General features: G+C 36.7%; 13 protein-coding genes. 5 read left to right on the forward strand and 8 right to left on the reverse strand.

From position 1 onward, the window contains the following. Window positions 1-15: 15 nt before the first annotated feature. A complete protein-coding gene (locus FW768_RS17735; RefSeq protein WP_153397676.1) occupies window positions 16-2,181 on the forward strand; it encodes an outer membrane beta-barrel family protein in 2,166 nt (721 codons plus the stop codon). Between the two features lie 38 nt (window positions 2,182-2,219). On the opposite strand, the gene FW768_RS17740 is transcribed toward FW768_RS17735, so the two are convergent. From FW768_RS17740 to FW768_RS17750, 3 genes are all read right to left on the reverse strand, one after another. Further along, window positions 2,220-2,387 carry a hypothetical protein gene (locus FW768_RS17740; protein WP_153397679.1) on the reverse strand — a complete coding sequence of 56 codons (168 nt, stop codon included), beginning with the start codon at window positions 2,385-2,387 and terminating at the stop codon, window positions 2,220-2,222. Between the two features lie 261 nt (window positions 2,388-2,648). Beyond that, window positions 2,649-3,140 (reverse strand): hypothetical protein, encoded by a 492-nt coding sequence (locus tag FW768_RS17745; protein ID WP_153397681.1) that lies wholly within the window; start codon window positions 3,138-3,140, stop codon window positions 2,649-2,651. Window positions 3,141-3,297: 157 nt separating this feature from the next. Continuing rightward, window positions 3,298-3,795 carry a hypothetical protein gene (locus tag FW768_RS17750; RefSeq protein ID WP_153397682.1) on the reverse strand — a complete coding sequence of 166 codons (498 nt, stop codon included), beginning with the start codon at window positions 3,793-3,795 and terminating at the stop codon, window positions 3,298-3,300. A gap of 288 nt (window positions 3,796-4,083) precedes the next feature. On the opposite strand from FW768_RS17750, the gene FW768_RS17755 reads away from it, so the two are divergent. The 4 genes from FW768_RS17755 (at window position 4,084) to FW768_RS17770 (ending at window position 9,157) form a co-directional block, all read left to right on the forward strand. Then, window positions 4,084-4,998 carry a dimethylarginine dimethylaminohydrolase family protein gene (locus tag FW768_RS17755; protein ID WP_153397684.1) on the forward strand — a complete coding sequence of 305 codons (915 nt, stop codon included), beginning with the start codon at window positions 4,084-4,086 and terminating at the stop codon, window positions 4,996-4,998. 48 nt (window positions 4,999-5,046) lie between these two features. Continuing rightward, on the forward strand, window positions 5,047-6,336 hold the full coding sequence (locus FW768_RS17760; protein WP_185152002.1) for a hypothetical protein: 1,290 nt from the start codon (window positions 5,047-5,049) through the stop codon (window positions 6,334-6,336). 3 nt (window positions 6,337-6,339) lie between these two features. Then, window positions 6,340-7,263: a citrulline utilization hydrolase CtlX gene (gene ctlX, locus FW768_RS17765; protein ID WP_153397687.1), complete on the forward strand. Its 924-nt coding sequence runs from the start codon at window positions 6,340-6,342 to the stop codon at window positions 7,261-7,263. Between the two features lie 139 nt (window positions 7,264-7,402). Beyond that, window positions 7,403-9,157 carry a discoidin domain-containing protein gene (locus FW768_RS17770; protein WP_153397689.1) on the forward strand — a complete coding sequence of 585 codons (1,755 nt, stop codon included), beginning with the start codon at window positions 7,403-7,405 and terminating at the stop codon, window positions 9,155-9,157. A gap of 88 nt (window positions 9,158-9,245) precedes the next feature. Here FW768_RS17770 and FW768_RS17775 read toward each other — a convergent pair whose 3' ends face one another. From FW768_RS17775 to nadD, 5 genes are all read right to left on the reverse strand, one after another. Then, window positions 9,246-10,106: an alpha/beta hydrolase gene (locus FW768_RS17775; RefSeq protein WP_153397691.1), complete on the reverse strand. Its 861-nt coding sequence runs from the start codon at window positions 10,104-10,106 to the stop codon at window positions 9,246-9,248. 181 nt (window positions 10,107-10,287) lie between these two features. Then, window positions 10,288-12,594 (reverse strand): outer membrane beta-barrel family protein, encoded by a 2,307-nt coding sequence (locus FW768_RS17780; RefSeq protein ID WP_153397693.1) that lies wholly within the window; start codon window positions 12,592-12,594, stop codon window positions 10,288-10,290. A 46-nt stretch (window positions 12,595-12,640) separates the two neighbouring features. After that, a complete protein-coding gene (locus tag FW768_RS17785; RefSeq protein WP_153397695.1) occupies window positions 12,641-14,896 on the reverse strand; it encodes an outer membrane beta-barrel family protein in 2,256 nt (751 codons plus the stop codon). 461 nt (window positions 14,897-15,357) lie between these two features. Next, complete coding sequence (locus FW768_RS17790) at window positions 15,358-15,702, reverse strand: DUF3817 domain-containing protein (protein ID WP_153397697.1); 345 nt, start codon at window positions 15,700-15,702, stop codon at window positions 15,358-15,360. A gap of 79 nt (window positions 15,703-15,781) precedes the next feature. After that, the gene (nadD, locus tag FW768_RS17795; RefSeq protein ID WP_153397699.1) at window positions 15,782-16,366 is read right to left on the reverse strand and encodes a nicotinate (nicotinamide) nucleotide adenylyltransferase; all 585 of its coding nucleotides are present in this window, start codon (window positions 16,364-16,366) and stop codon (window positions 15,782-15,784) included. Window positions 16,367-16,433: the final 67 nt, after the last annotated feature.

Consider the following 16,433-nt stretch of genomic DNA (forward strand, 5'->3'; position numbering starts at 1 on the left):
TAAAATTTAGAATTTATGTTAATCAAATTACGGTTTCTTTTGCTTACCTTATTTCTGTCACTTTTCTGTAAGGCGCAAACCCCTCAAAGAAGATCACAGGATTCTCTTAATCCTACAAAAACAAACCATATTTCAGAAGTGGTCATCCAGCCTTCATCACGTAATACCAGATTGAGTGAGGGAAACAGGATAGTGCCCATATCCGGGAATAAAGAATTCAAGACTTCCCTTAACCTTCTTGATGTATTGAAGAAAACTCCTGGAGTTACGGTGGATCAGGAAGGTGGAATATTCATAGGTGGCAGGGTTGCTCCCGCAATTTTTGTGGATGGAAAACCTGTTGTAATGACCAATCAGGAATTACAATCTTATCTAAGAAGCTTATCACCCGAAATGGTGGAACTCATTGAAGTGAATACCAACCCTTCTGCAAAATATGATGCGGAATTTAAAGGCATCATTGATATCAGGTTGAAAAAGAATATAAACCTCGGATGGAGAGGAAATTATAATGGGAATATATACGTCAATAAGTTCAATTATAAGGAGAATTCATTAAACCTTTCCTATAATGCAGATAAAGTGACCTATCATCTTCAGCTAGGCTATAATAATGGGATATCCACCTATCGATATAACGCACTTCAATATCTGGCCAATACGAACATCATGAGAACAGATACCTATCATGAGGACGAAGGAAGTGTGTATGCGGTACAAACAGGAGCAGATATCAAACTCAATGATGAAAATAGAGTAGGGATAAATCTAAGGGGAAATTTCCGGAAGAATGATCGTGTCCGCCGCGGTTCCTTGTATACAATGGATAAAAGTGAAACCTATCAGGTCTTTAATACGGAAAGTGAAAACCCTATGGACTATTCACAGGATAATTATGGGATGACACTTGATTATTCCTTTCAGCATAAGGGATTCAAAATGAATTTTCTTGGGAACTATCTTTCTGTGAAGAACAGGCAGAAGGATGATTTCCTTAATAGGGATAAGGCTTCATCAACACTTTTATCCTACTGGAAATCGGATTTGTTCAATAAGATTGATATGTACACGGGGCAGGTTGATATTTCGCAGAAAATTGGAAATGCAGATGTAGAGGCAGGGTTTAAGTATAGCTATTCCAATACAAACAATAACAACAGGTATGATACTTTATCAGTAAATAACCAATTCAGATTCGATCCTGAAAGAAGCAATATTTTTTCTTACAAGGAGAAAATAATAGCAGGTTATTTGGCGTACAGACAAAAATTTGGAAAGCTTTCGATGAATGCCGGTATCAGATTTGAAAATACGGAGAGTATTTCCAATGCGGTCATCAGTGATTCCATCGTTTCAAGAAACTATCTTGAATGGCTGCCATCCTTAAGTCTGAATTATAATTTCAATAAATCCAGTGAACTTTCCCTTTCCTACAGCAGGAAGATAACAAGACCCATTTTTTCACAGTTGAATCCATTCAGATTTTATTACAGCCCTCTGAATTACTGGATCGGAAATCCATATTTGCAGCCCTCATTTACCAGCCAGATTAAGGCTGCCTATCGTTATAAGAATTGGATAACGAATCTTACGGTGGGTAGAGAAAAGGATGTGATGACCCGCTATCCGCTTTATAATCCAACAACCAATGTGTTGGAATATTTAGGAACTAATCTTCCTTACAGAGATTTTGCAGTGCTGGAAACAAGTTTGCCGGTAAAAGTGACCCGTTGGTGGAATATGACAGGACAAATTGCAGGATATTATAATTACGAATTCAGGCCTTATCTTGAGAATGTCTTTGCATTAAACATTTACAATTATGAAATCAGGTTGAATCAGGTTTTCACTCTTCCCAAAGGGTATACGGTTAATTTGTTTGCCAATTATGAATCGAGGACCGGGAATAGTCTCTACATCATAAAACCGCGATATACGGTTGATTTGTCTATACAAAAGGCATGGTTCGATAATACATTGAATACTAAGATTGGTTACAATAATATTTTTGATTCTTATGAACAACATTTGGAGTTCCGGCATAAACAAATCATGGATAACCGTTTAACCCATTGGTGGGATAGCAGCCGTTTCTTGTTGTCTGTGAGCTATAATTTTGGAAGTTCAAAATATAAGAGTCAAGAAATTCCAAGAGTTGAAGATGAAAGCAGAGCCAGATAAAAATAAAACCTGCTTGAAAAAGCAGGTTTTTTGATATCTTATGGACACATACATCTGTCGCAAGTCCAGATATAGCATTTTCCTGTGACATCATCCCATTCACAGCATCTTCTGTTTCCTGGTGGAATGGCTCCTCCCATAACGGATTTCTGTTGCTCTCTTCCTAATTTCTGTGCGTTTTTCAGCACCGGATTTTTCTTGTTCATGATTTTGTTCTTTTGATGTTAATAATTAAGTTTTAAAATGATAACTCTTTTTTAGAATTATATCACTAATTTATGAATTTAAATTAAGGTGTTGTCATTTTTTTCAATCTGTATGTAGATGAAAAATAGTCAGTTGTAGATAGATTAGTAGGGCGGTTTTTCATTGAAAATATTAAAAAATAAACCCTGTTTGCAAAAACAGAGTTTATTTTTCGTAATGAATATTGATTAGTATAGGAATGATAATAATAGTCAGCCCGCTTAAAATTGTTTAAGGGTGATCTGATAAAGAACATGGGTACCTGAGTAGATTGCTTTTAGACGAAATTTTCTACCTCCTGAGATTACCTCTGTTTCAGTCCCGCTATTGGCAGCTAATATGTGTGCATTAGTGAAGGGAGCCACAAATGAAAAAGGGCCTGTACCATCATTCCATATTACCTTTAAATGAAAGAGCTCAAAGGTTTGGCCTGTATTCGGGCTCGGGCTCGGAGCAGAAAGATAAGCAACCGTTCCCCCGTTGGCAATATGCTTGCTTTCAAGAACAGGGGTTGTCTGAGTAGAACTGTTAGGAGGGGTAATAATGTGATTATGACGATCATAATCTGCTTCTACTTTTATAGATATTGGCGTAGGGTTGATTCCGCCTGCCTCTCCAACGTATTTGACACTAAAAGAATTTTGGGCGAATAAACCGGTTATTGATACCAATGTTAATAAGCCGGTTAAAAAAACAGTAAGAGTTTTTTTCATAATAAATAAAATTTAAGGTTATAAAATTTTGATATTGCTAATGTGGTTGTAATTGGGAAATAAAATAGGTTATATAATTGACTGGCATTCAGTTATAAACATATTAACCCAAACTGTAAGTATTATTGAATTTATCTTTAAATACTAATCAGTCTGCTTAATAGGTTAGGAGAGTGATCTGATAGGTAACATGGAGGTCTGAATGAATTGCTTTCAGACGTATTCTGGCCCCTACTATTGTTAAATCTATTTCATTACCATTATTGGCAGATAATATCTGTGCATCATTGAAGGTAAACACCCTTGAAATGGGAAACCCATTCTGAAGGGAATTCCATGTCACTTTTAAATGATACAGATCAAACATCTGAGCTGTAGTCGGATGGGGAGTTGGAGCGATAAGGTAAGCTGCCGTTGCCCCGTTAGCAATATGTTTGCTTGCAACAACATGAGTTGTCTGGGAAGAACTGTTAGGAGGGTTAATAATGTAGTTGTGACGATCATAATCTGCTTCTACTTTTATAGAGTTAGGCGGAAAAGTGTTAATGCCTGCCTCTCCAACATATTTAACACTAAACGAATTTTGTGCAGACAAACTGGTTACTGATACTACTGTTAATAAAACAGTTAAAAAAAGAGTAAGGGTCTTTTTCATAATAATAAGATTTAAAATTAATACTGCTAATGTAGTTGTAACCGGGAAGTAAAGCTAGTTATATCAAGTAAGTGCGCACACTTTAGGGATAAGCGCGTAAACCCAAATTGTAAGTGAGAATTGCATGGTGGTAATTTCTGTATATAGTGTATTCTGCGGATAAAATAACTGTAAATAAAACCTTCTTTAGAGTAATCGGAATATTGGATAAAATTATAAGGATTAAGCAATTCAAAAGTTTTCCAGATAGAGACCTTTACTTATATTTGTAGTATTGCATAAATCTTTATGAGACTAAATATTAAAAACGAAACGGGAAGGCTGAAGTCAGTAGTGCTGGGCCAGCCTAATTCAATGGGAGCAGTTCCCACCCTTGCGGAGAGCTATGATGCCAAGTCATATTACTCCATTGAACACAACATTTATCCTAAAGAAGAGGATATTATCAATGAAATGAATGCTTTTGAAGCAGTGCTGAAGAAGTATGATGTAGAAGTGCTCCGTCCAAGTATCATCAAAGATTACAATCAGGTCTTTTCAAGAGATGTGGCTTTCGTGATTGATGACAAAATGATCATTTCCAATGTGATTGCAGACAGAGCAGACGAACAGGAAGCCTATAAAAATGTTTTTGAAAAAGTAGCCTGGAGAAAAATTATCAACCTTCCGGAAACAGCCCATATTGAAGGAGGTGATGTGATCGTTTGGAATGATTTCCTTTTTATTGGTACTTGCTTCAGCGAAGATTACAGAAATTATAAAACAGCGAGAACCAACGAATACGCCATTGAAATTTTAAAAGAATATTTTCCGAAGAAAAGAATCATTGATCTTGAACTGAAGAAAAACGATAAAATTCCGTTTGAAGGAATCCTTCACCTGGATTGTACATTCAATCCTGTTGGAGAAGACAAATGCCTGATCTACAAGAACGGGTTTGTGGATGAAAGTGATTACCGTTTAATCATAGATATTTTCGGAGAAGAAAACTGTTTCCATCTTAACGACGAAGAAATGTTTGAAATGTTTCCGAATATTTTCTCCATTTCTCCGGAAGTAGTGGTTTCAGACAAAGCATTCACAAGAATGAACAACCATCTGAGAAATGAATGGGGAATGACCGTAGAAGAAATTCCTTACAGAGAAATTTCTAAAATGGGCGGATTGCTGAGATGTTCTACCATGCCATTAGTAAGAGAGTAATGCACTTTGGTTAGGTTATTTTCAATATTGATGATTTTTCTCTCGGTTATGAAAGTTGATGCACAGCTTTTTGACTGGAAGAAGATCTATTCCGGAGATCTTAAAGCATACAGACAGTATAATATTAAGACTGCTGTTTTAAAGAAAAACGGAGAAGCCATCAACAGAATTGAGATACTGGCCGATAAAAATGAAATCATTACCTCAAATACTACCGGAACCTCCTGGCTCATTTATGACAAGCAGAATAGGTTATCCCGTATACTTTCTAAAAATACAGAGTATAGAGTTTCATATTCGGATAACGGAATGATACAATCGATAGAAAGGGAATACAAAAATGGATACGGAATAGATATTTTAAAAAATTACCGGCCAGATCTCAATCATCCGAAAAATATTAATTATGAAAGGAATTTTCTGGATATAAAAACCGGGAAGAATGAGTTTTATAAGAAACGTTTTGTTTTCAATTCAAAAGATTCATTAATGAGCTTTAATGAAAATCTTTATGAAGGAGGGTATTACAGATCTTATCAAAATGGAACAATTGTAAGAAAAATGCCTCGTGAAGGAGGCTTTGAAATAGATTCTTCTTATTATGTGTCTCCCAATAGACTGAATGGCTATCATTTTATACGCAATAAAGAGAGAGACAGCATTACCAAGAGTCAGGATTCCATCTACATCGAAACTTACTTTCGGGGTAAAATAGAAAGCAAAGTAGTAAAGCATAATGACTTGCTATACAACGAAGAGCTTTTTATTCCGGATCATGTAAAGAATAAATATATCTATTATACAGCAGATGATGAAAGATATGTTCTCTGGGAAATAAGAACTACGCAGGCTAATGGGAGATTAAAAAGTAAATATCCATTAAAAAAATATTATGATCTGATTGATGGAAAATTAATCAGAAATAAAAGGAAGATTAAAAATGAGATAATCAGAATGCGGGGATGCGGTGGAGGTATACCTTATAAGAGATTGGAAAGCCGGATGGCAGAAAATGCAATTTTTTCACCTTCTGTTTTATTTTCAAAAGAAGTCAGCCGCCGTGCTTCAGATCAACTTGATTTTTTTGATGTTCTTTCGAACGAAATGGAGATTTTTTATAATAAAATGAGATCAGACGAATCGGTAAAGAAGGAAGATTACTTAGGAAACAATACTTCTTTATCTCCGGGGTTCTATAAATTTCTGACAGAGTTTATCTGCAGGGAAGATTATACCGTTGAAATAACAGATGGAAATGGAAAGACCTTTATCAGAAGATTCTTTGAACACCCGGATGAATTTTCAATTATTTTAAATATTTTTAGTAAACAAGAATAAAAAATGCAAACAACAGATACCGTATTAATGATAGAACCGATTGCTTTCGGTTACAATGCAGAAACTGCAAAAAACAATTATTTTCAGGTAGAACAGACAGGTTCTGATATTCAATCAAAGGCTTTGGCAGAATTCAATACTTTTGTCGGCAAACTGAGAGGAAAAGGAATTAATGTAATCACCATTAAAGATACACTGGATCCTCATACACCAGATTCTATTTTCCCGAATAACTGGGTAAGCTTCCATAAAGACGGGAAAGTGGTTTTATACCCGATGTTCGCTTCCAATAGAAGAGTAGAACGAAGAGAAGATATTATTGAAAGTATCGAAAACCAGGGTTTTGAAGTAGCAGAAATCGATGACTGGTCGTTTTCAGAAACACAAGGGCATTTTCTGGAAGGAACAGGAAGTATGATCTTTGATCATGATAATAAAATCGCTTACGGCTCAGTTTCTTTAAGGCTTGATGAAAAGCTGTTTAGGGAGTTCTGTTCAAAATACGGATTCTCTCCGGTTGTTTTCCATTCTTATCAGACTGTAGGTTCAGAAAGGCTTCCTATTTACCACACCAACGTAATGATGTGTGTAGCTGACAAATTTGTGGTCATCTGCCTTGACTGTATTGATGATGAACTGGAAAGAGAAAAAGTAATTGAAACCATCAAAAATTCAGGAAAAGAGATCATCGAAATTTCTGAAGATCAGATGCAGCAGTTTGCAGGAAATATGCTTCAGGTTCAGAATAAGGATGGAGAAAAGTTTCTGGTTATGAGCCAGACAGCTTATCAGTCTTTAAACACAGATCAGGTCGCTGCCATAGAAAAGTACTGTGAAATTATTTATTCAGATCTGAATACCATTGAAGTAAACGGAGGAGGAAGTGCCAGATGTATGCTGGCTGAGGTTTTCCTTCCAAAAAAATAATGAATTTCAACAAACAATACACTTCCGGGCTGGTTTCAGTCCGGAAGTTTTTTATGGAACAGATTCTGCCTAAGTAAGTTTTAGAATGGGAAACCAAAAAAAGTTAATTAACTTTGTCCTGAATGTTTAAAATCTAAAAATGAGACAATATTTTTTATCATTAGCAATTCTTCTCGGAATTTTTGTGGGAGGGCAGCAGAAGACCTTCTGTAATCCAATCAATATCGATTATGGATATACTCCTTTTGAAGTCTTTTCAAAACAGGGAAAACACAGGGCAACAGCCGATCCGGTGATCGTTAATTTTAAAAATAAATTATTCCTTTTCTCCACCAACCAGGAAGGATACTGGTACAGTGATGATATGCTGGACTGGAAATTTGTCAAAAGGAAATTCCTCAGAGATAACAAATACACTCACGACCTTAACGCACCGGCAGTTTGGGCCATGAAAGATACCCTTTATGTGTACGGCTCCACCTGGGAACAGGATTTCCCCATCTGGAAAAGTACAAATCCTACCAAAGATGACTGGAAAATAGCAGTGGATACTTTAAAAGTAGGAGCATGGGATCCCGCATTTCATTATGATGAAGATAAAAATAAGCTTTATCTGTACTGGGGATCCAGCAATGAATGGCCTTTACTGGGAACAGAAGTAAAGGTAAAAAACCTTCAGTCCGAAGGTTTCGTAAAGCCAATCATTAAATTAAAACCTGAAGACCATGGCTGGGAAAGATTCGGGGAATATAATGATAACGTTTTCTTGCAGCCTTTCGTGGAAGGTGCCTGGATGACAAAGCATAACGGAAAATACTATATGCAGTACGGTGCTCCGGCTACAGAATTCAGTGGATATTCCGATGGAGTTTACGTCAGCAAAAATCCGTTGGAAGGATTTGAGTACCAGCAGCACAATCCGTTTTCCTATAAACCCGGAGGTTTTGCAAGAGGAGCCGGACATGGCGCCACTTTTGAAGACAATTATAAAAACTGGTGGCATGTTTCAACCATCTTTATTTCCACTAAAAATAATTTTGAACGAAGACTGGGAATCTGGCCTGCAGGTTTTGATAAAGATGATGTGATGTATACCAATACAGCCTACGGAGATTATCCAACCTATCTTCCGCAATATGCCCAGGGCAAAGACTTTACAAAAGGACTTTTTGCAGGATGGATGCTGCTGAATTACAATAAACCCGTTCAGGTTTCATCAGTTTTGGGAGGATACCAACCGAATTTTGCCGTAGATGAAGACATTAAAACCTACTGGAGCGCAAAAACCGGAAATTCAGGAGAATGGTTCCAGACCGATTTGGGTGAGGTTTCTACCATTAATGCGATTCAGATCAACTATGCCGACCAGGATGTAGAGTTTATGGGTAAAACCTTAGGAAAAATGCACCAATACAAAATCTACGGGTCCAATGACGGTAAGAAATGGAATGTAATTGTGGATAAAAGTAAAAATACGAAAGATGTCCCTCATGATTACATTGAACTGGAAAAACCTGCAAAAGCAAGATTCCTTAAAATGGAAAATCTGAAAATGCCGACCGGAAAGTTTGCTCTGAGTGGTTTCAGGGTATTCGGAAAAGGAGCAGGTGAAAGACCGAAGAAGGTAGACGGATTTGTTCCGCTAAGAGCAGATCCTAAAAAATATGGGGAAAGAAGAAGCATCTGGATGAAATGGCAGCAGAACCCTGATGCAGATGGCTACGTGATCTATTGGGGGAAATCTCCGGATAAATTATACGGAAGCATCATGGTATACGGAAAAAATGAATATTTCTTTACGGGTGCCGACAGAACAGATGCCTATTATTTCCAGATTGAAGCTTTTAATGCCAACGGTGTTTCTGACAGAACAGAAATTGTAAAATCTGAATAAAGTGGAATGCTGAGATCACTAAAAAGTTTGAACTCCTTTGCGGCCGTTAAAAATAAAAATAAATAAACGTTCTGAAACCTCAGAACGTTTATTTTTTCTCCGGCTGTTTCAAAAATTGATCAATGGCATTAATCAGGAATACATTATTAGGCGCTTTATCCCAATCCAGATGTCCGCCGTTAAATTCATAGGATTCATGTCTTACATGATGTTTACTTAACACAGAATCCAAAATCCTCTTTTGGCTCAAAGGAACAACATGGTCTGTATTTCCGTAGTATGACAATGTAGGTGCAGAGGCAGAATCAATCCAATGAACAGGGCTGGCATAAGCTATGCGGGAGATTCCCGATTTTGGAACCCTTGGATCAACAAGTCTTCTTTCTACAAATGAATATTCCTGATACTTTTTAAACCCTGGATCCGAAAGGGCTGTCGGACCAACAATATTAATCACCGCTTTCACTTTTTTCTGGATATCCGTCTGGTAGGCGTACAGCATCGATAAATGCCCGCCGGCACTATTCCCGAGAAGAATAAGCTTAGGATTGTACCTGAGCTTTTTCTCTAAAAATACCGCAACATCTTTAATATCAGAAATTTGATTGGGTAGGGCATATCGCTCTTGTGAAGCAAGTCTGTAATTCATATTCACAAAAATATGATCCGGAAACTTCTGCATCAGGGAAAGAGTAAAAAAAGTAAGCTGAGACTTATCTCCGGCACGCCAGCCCCCACCGTGAATAATGATGAACACCTCTCTTTCTTTTGTAGATTTCTTTTCAGGAATATAAAGGTCCATGATCTTTTCCGGATCATCTCCGTAGTGAATATTCTGCTCTTTATTGAAATCTGCACCTTTGCCAAGCGTAACCTTTTTCTCTTTACATCCGGTCCAGAGAAAAAATGCTAATAAACAAAGGAGAGTAACTTTGAAATTCTTTTTCATATGGATAAAGATAAAAAAGACTTTGATATTTGTTTCTGTTTTATAAAAACTCCAGCGGGCGAAGCCCGCTGGAGTTCAGTCTGTAAAAAATATAATTGAGTTGATTATGAATCCTTAAAAAAACCGCCGGCCTTTCCGGCGGTCACACCACAAAATAATTAAATATGAAGAAAGATAACTCTTATCTTGTTCTGCTCTTGATGGCATCCGATGCCCCTTCAATGTCTCTTACTTTTTTTACCTTCTGGTTTCCGAAGTTATAGGTAAGACTTACCGTTACCCCTCTTTTGTACTGGTCGTTTCTGATGTAATTGTAGTTTCCGTTAGGCTGGTAATCTTCAATTTCTATAATATTGGTTCTTAAAACATCATTAAGGTTCACAGCAAAGGTCCAGTCGTTCCAGTTTTTCTTGATGCTCAGATCCAGGCTCATCAGATTTTTCAGCATTCCGAGTTCAATCTGCTGCTTATCCACAAAGAAATAATTCACACCCAGAAACCAGGTCTTCTTTTTATCTAAACGGAGCGTATTATTACTCGTAACAATTAAACTTGTTGACTTTACAGTATTGGTATATACCAGCGGCTTTCCTTCTTTATCTACAAATGTTTCACCGGTTGTTGGATCTCCGGCCAGAGAACCGTTATTGATATTATGCTGAATTCCTGCGTTGAAGTTCAGAGTTAGATATTGTTTAAAGAAGGTCTTCTGAACGCCAACCATGGCAGACATCTCCTGCTTATCCCCAAAATTGGTTCTGATGTATCGAAGTACGCTCTGGTCACTTATTTTCCCGTCAACAGATTTGGTGTACCCCTGTAAAGGAACCTGTGTGATCTGGTCTTTAAAGTAAGAATGATTAAGAATCAGGAAATAAGAATTTTTATACATGTAGGTCAGTTCCTGATTGTAAGTGGATGAAGCTTTTACAAACGGATTGTTTTGCGTATAATTATATTCCGTGATATAATTTCTTACCGGATTCAGCTCCCAGAAACTTGGTCTTCTCATTCTGCTGGAGAAGGCATACGATATATTGTTTTTATCATTGATCGCATAATTGAAGCTTAAATAAGGTAAAAAATTATTATAATTTCTTTCAATAACCTGATGTCTTTGTGATTCTACCTGATGGTAAGGGCTGTCTGCCGTTCCCAGGCTGTTGGTGATTTCATATCTAGCACCTATTTTTCCGGAAAATTTATCAGAGAATTTCTTCTCAAAAGTTAAATAAAGTCCGTAAATATTTTCAACATAAATAAAATGATTGAGTTCAGGAGTTGTCGTTACTTTTTCCAGATCTCCGTTACTGTCGTAAACATAATCATAGGTTAAATTTTTAGTGTTGTTGTCGGTTTTTGTTTTATTAAAATTTCCTCCCGCGGAAAAGGTAAAGTCATTTTTAAACTTCTGAATATAATCAACAGTTCCTGAGAAGTTGTTGATGATCTGTGGGATATCCTGAACGATGGTTTTACCGGTTCTTGAAAAATCAGCCCAGTTATTTTTACCGGGAAGCATGGTATTGTTATTGGACAGCTGAAATCTTTTATAAATAAGATAAGCTGCATTTACATTTAATTTACTTCCAAGAGAGTCAATTTTTAATTCATAGTTAAGGTTAACCGAATTATTATAATTTCGGGAATTTTCTTTGTTTTTTGTTCTGGTGTAGCTGGTTATTATATTTCCATGATCATCAGGCTGTGTCAATGTATTAAATAAATCAATCGTAGAATCATAGCTTTTGTTAGCCCATGAGTTCCATGATAAGGCTAAATTGTTCTTTTCATTCAGCTGATAATCGATATTTAAATAGCCGCCAAGATTTTTATTCGGATCATCAATATTCCCAACAGATTCATTTTTCAGCAGATCTGTTCCATTCCTTAAAATGTAGCTTTGAGGCTGGATATTTTCTCCACCGTTCAGATTGGCACTGATTCCCAGTTTGTCCTTTCTGTAATTTACAGAGAAGCTTGCCTGGCTGTTATTGAATTTATTCTGGGTATTGGACATCCTCATATTTCCGTTGGTGCCGTCGCTCATTTTTTTCTTCAGAACAATATTGATGATTCCGTCTGATGATTCCACCTGGTATTCACTTCCCGGAACGGTAATCACTTCAATTTTCTGAATGTTTTCTGCGGGCGTATTTTTCAGGAACTGAACCAGGGATTCAGCATCCATATTGGTTTTTCTTCCGTTGATGTAGATCAGCGCGTTATTTTTACCGGCGATCTTCAATGTTTTATCATCCGTAGAAGATAAAAGAGGCGTCTGCTTCAGAAGGTCGAAAGTAGTATTCCCTTTGGCAACAGGAGAAGCTGCCACATCATATACAAAGCGGTCACTCTGCTTTTTGAATACCTGTTTGGTAAGAGTAATTCCTTCTATCGATTTGGTCTTTACCGTATCGGATTTCTTTTCTTGGGCTAAAACAATGCTTCCCGATATGGCTGCTGCTAATATGATGATCTTTTTCATGTCTTTAGTATTTGAGGTGTGGTTGAGTTAAATTTTCAGGATAGTTTTAAGTTCTTGATTTCACAGCATCGTTGGCTGATTTCATCTCTCTGGCTTTTTTCAGTTTCTGGTTTCCGAAATTATAGGTAACCCCGAGATTCAGAAGTCGCGAATACCCGAAATTGATTACATTATTATAGCTTCCGTTAGGCTGGATGCCGTTTATTTTGTTATAATTCTGGTTGAACAGGTCATAAACTTCCGCTACTACAGTCCATTCACCAATGATCTTTTTCAGGCTGATGTCAAAACTCTGTCTTGTTCCCAAAGTTCCACTTTCAATCTTTACTTTGCTGCCGTAATAGTAGTTGATCCCTAAAAACCAGTCTTTTTTCGACGATAGCCGGATCGTATTATTGATATTGGCAGACATATTGAAGTTTTTAATATCAATCACATAAGGTTCAAGCACTTCGGTATATCCGGCAGCAGGAACAGAAGTAGGATCTTTCGTTATAGTACCGCTATACATGCTGTAGCCAAAATTTACAGAGTAATTGGTTGTCCAGATCTCTTTAAACCAAGGCTTATTCATACCTAAGGTCAGACCAAGCTGCTTGTTGTTGCCGTAATTGGTTCTGATGTAGCGCAGGAATCTGGTAGTTTCTATAACTGGATCCCCGTTTTCATCAAGAATGATATTTCCTTCTTCATCTTTTTTTGGTCCCGTTATCGTTCCCTGTAAAGGCATCTGGTTGGATGCATCCTGTACATAGCTGAAGCTTAGGTTGGCATAAAAAGCATTCTTAAACATATAACTGATCTCCTGGTTATAATGCTTGGATGCCTGAATGAACGGATTATTCTGCGTATAATTATTAGGCGTAAAATACGTTCTTGAAGGATTCAGTTCCCAGAAGCGAGGTCTCTTAATTCTGCTGGAAAAAGTATAGCTGATATTATGATCTGAATTGATCGCATAATTGATGTTCAGATAAGGAAGGAGATTATTGTAATTTCTGTCAAAGCTGTCTTTTCCCAGAATATCTCCGCTGCTTCGGGTCATTTCAAAGCGCGTTCCTATTTTCCCGGATAGCTTCTCGTTCAGTTTTCTTTCATACGTAATATAAGCGCCGAGAATTCTTTCCTTATAGATGAAATGATTGGTCTGGTCAACATCCATTACAGGCTTGCCCTGGATAATATCGTCCTGTCTCGTATCATTATCCGTATTGGTATGATTATAACTGATTCCCATCAGCCAGGTATTTCCGGCAGCTGTTTTTTTTAGATAATCAATATTCCCGGCGAAATTATTGATGATCTGCGGAACAGACTGCTGAAGCGCTGAATATTCGTTTCCTTTCACATTACTTAAAGGAAAACTTTCGTTCGTACTCATTTTATCCCTGTTGAACCATAAATAAGAAAGGTTAGAGGTAAACTTACTTCCGATGCTGTCTGTTTTTATTTCATAATTTAAATTGAAAGAATGATTTCTCGTCTGGGCATCCTCATGATTAACCGTTCTGTTACGAAGAACCCCGTTCTGCAGATTCGTAACATCAAGAATAGAGTTGAAACTCTTATTGTATCGCATGTTATAAGTGAAACCTAAACTTTGCTTTGGATTAATTTCATAATCAATATTGATATTGCCTCCGTAATATTTATTAGGATCATCATTAGCACCGTAAGATTCATTTCTGAAAGTAGCGTCACCATTGGATAGTGTGTATCTCTCCCTGTCTGTCCAGCTTCCCATGTTGAAATTGGAATTGAGCGATATTTTACCTTTTCTCATATTAAAAGAAGCTCCTGCCGAAGGATTATTATAATACCCCTGCTCATTATTCATCTTCATTGTTCCGTTGTAACCATCACTTTTCTTTTTCTTCATTACGATGTTAATCACTCCTTCATTAGATTCTACCTGGAATTCACTGCCGGGTACCGTAATCACCTCAATCTTTTGAATATCTTCTGAAGGCGTTCCTTTAAGCATCTCAATCAATGCCTGGGAGTCCATATTCGTTTTTTTGTTGTTGATATAAATGACCACATCAGATTTTCCCATGATCTTTAACGATTTCCCATCGATGCTGGAAAGCATAGGTGTTTGCTTAAGAAGATTAAAAGAATTCGTTCCTTTAGCAATAGGAGAGGATGCTACATCATAAATAAAACGGTCGCTCTGTTTTTTGAAAACCTGCTTCTTGATATTGACAGCTTCAATGTTTTTTACTTTCACAGTGTCTTTAGACTGCTGGGCAGCGGCAAATCCACTGAAAAATAGGGCGGCAATAAGAATTTGAGTTTTCATGATCATTATTTTTTAAGTGTTAATAGCTTGTATGATTAGTTATTTAACATTACAAAGATATATAATAAATTTAGTATCATGCAATACAAAGTACTTAAAATGTGTTGATTTATTTTTTAATCAATTGATTTTCAGTTACTAAAAATTATTGTTAGAAAATTAAATACTTCGAATTTCTATACTATTAGACAATTAAATGAAATGAAATGTTACATCAGGATAATAAATTTCTATAATTTTTTGAAAAAAAGTTAATTTTATTTAAGTTACAGAACGTGAAATTTCCAATACAATGCTGCATTGTATTGCCTTTTTAAAGTGAAAATGAGTTGTCGATAAATTGGAAACTATTCTGTTACAAAAATAAGAGAGAATGACTAACTTCTTCAGATTCCGGTTATTTTAGTTTTGGGGATAAAAAAGAATTTTTCTGGCTTAGCTGTGACGGCCTAGCCAGCGGATTATTGTTCACGGTCTTTTTTTGCTAAGGATTTATCTACCCAAACCGTAGCAAAAGGAAAAAAAGCAGCTAAGAGAGCAAAAACAAAATCCTCATCATCCCATTTGAAAATTCTTCTGGCAGGAATACAGAATAAAAGATAAAGCGTAAAAAATAAACCGTGAATATTTCCAATGATGATAATGAAAATAGTAGCCAGAAGACCCTCATCATCATATCTTTTCCAGATCATCGCCACCCCGTAAAGAAGAAAACAGGTAATAGCCTCTGCCAGGCAGATCTGTTTAAACCATTTGATGATCTTTTCTTCGGGATACTTTGAGAAATATTTTTCGATGAACTCCATACTTTACGTTATAAATGATGAAAGTGGCAGCCAGTCCATTACGCTATGGTTTTTGCCTCTTATTTCGTGAATGGCAAAATTACTTATAAAAACTGCTTCCGTCCAAATATTCGAATACTTCCGGTGGAAGCATTGGACGTATATTTTTACCATCTTTGATCATATTTCGGATCTCTGTTGCAGAAAGTTCTATTACAGGTGCCTGAATCATTGAGATATTCTCATGCTGCAGGTATTCAGAATCTTTTTTCTCTCCTTCAAAAACACGCGGATAAACAATAATATGATGGTTCTGGATCAGAATATCAGAATTTTTCCACTTATGAAGACCGTCCAGGTTATCCTCTCCCATGATCAGGCTGAAAGAATACTCAGGATATTTTTCATGAAGATAGGTAAGGGTGTCAATGGTATAACTTGGCTTCGGAAGTGAAAACTCTACATTGGAAGCCCTCATTTTCGGGTAGTTCTTTACCGCAAGCTGTACCATATCCAGTCTGTTATGGTCTTTCAGTAAAGATTTTTTATCCTTGAACGGGTTTTGCGGACTTACCACAAACCACAATTCATCCATATCCGAATTTTCCAGTATGTAATTCGCCAGGATAAGATGCCCGATATGGATGGGATTAAAAGAACCGAAAAATAGACCGACTTTTTTCATTTTGTAATGAGGGGTTAGGTTGCAGGAGTTAGGACTTAGGAGTTTGACGTTTTGTAATCTAAATCCT

Origin of the sequence: Chryseobacterium vaccae (assembly GCF_009602705.1) — a bacterium.
In the GTDB taxonomy this organism is placed as follows: Bacteria; Bacteroidota; Bacteroidia; order Flavobacteriales; family Weeksellaceae; genus Chryseobacterium; species Chryseobacterium vaccae.

Excerpts from the sequence above, each read along its gene's own strand:
- FW768_RS17735 (WP_153397676.1), top strand. The coding sequence starts at position 16 with ATGTTAATCAAATTACGGTTTCTTTTGCTTACCTTATTTCTGTCACTT.
- FW768_RS17740 (WP_153397679.1), bottom strand. The coding sequence starts at position 2,387 with ATGAACAAGAAAAATCCGGTGCTGAAAAACGCACAGAAATTAGGAAGA.
- FW768_RS17745 (WP_153397681.1), bottom strand. The coding sequence starts at position 3,140 with ATGAAAAAAACTCTTACTGTTTTTTTAACCGGCTTATTAACATTGGTA.
- FW768_RS17750 (WP_153397682.1), bottom strand. The coding sequence starts at position 3,795 with ATGAAAAAGACCCTTACTCTTTTTTTAACTGTTTTATTAACAGTAGTA.
- FW768_RS17755 (WP_153397684.1), top strand. The coding sequence starts at position 4,084 with ATGAGACTAAATATTAAAAACGAAACGGGAAGGCTGAAGTCAGTAGTG.
- FW768_RS17760 (WP_185152002.1), top strand. The coding sequence starts at position 5,047 with ATGAAAGTTGATGCACAGCTTTTTGACTGGAAGAAGATCTATTCCGGA.
- ctlX (WP_153397687.1), top strand. The coding sequence starts at position 6,340 with ATGCAAACAACAGATACCGTATTAATGATAGAACCGATTGCTTTCGGT.
- FW768_RS17770 (WP_153397689.1), top strand. The coding sequence starts at position 7,403 with ATGAGACAATATTTTTTATCATTAGCAATTCTTCTCGGAATTTTTGTG.
- FW768_RS17775 (WP_153397691.1), bottom strand. The coding sequence starts at position 10,106 with ATGAAAAAGAATTTCAAAGTTACTCTCCTTTGTTTATTAGCATTTTTT.
- FW768_RS17780 (WP_153397693.1), bottom strand. The coding sequence starts at position 12,594 with ATGAAAAAGATCATCATATTAGCAGCAGCCATATCGGGAAGCATTGTT.
- FW768_RS17785 (WP_153397695.1), bottom strand. The coding sequence starts at position 14,896 with ATGAAAACTCAAATTCTTATTGCCGCCCTATTTTTCAGTGGATTTGCC.
- FW768_RS17790 (WP_153397697.1), bottom strand. The coding sequence starts at position 15,702 with ATGGAGTTCATCGAAAAATATTTCTCAAAGTATCCCGAAGAAAAGATC.
- nadD (WP_153397699.1), bottom strand. The coding sequence starts at position 16,366 with ATGAAAAAAGTCGGTCTATTTTTCGGTTCTTTTAATCCCATCCATATC.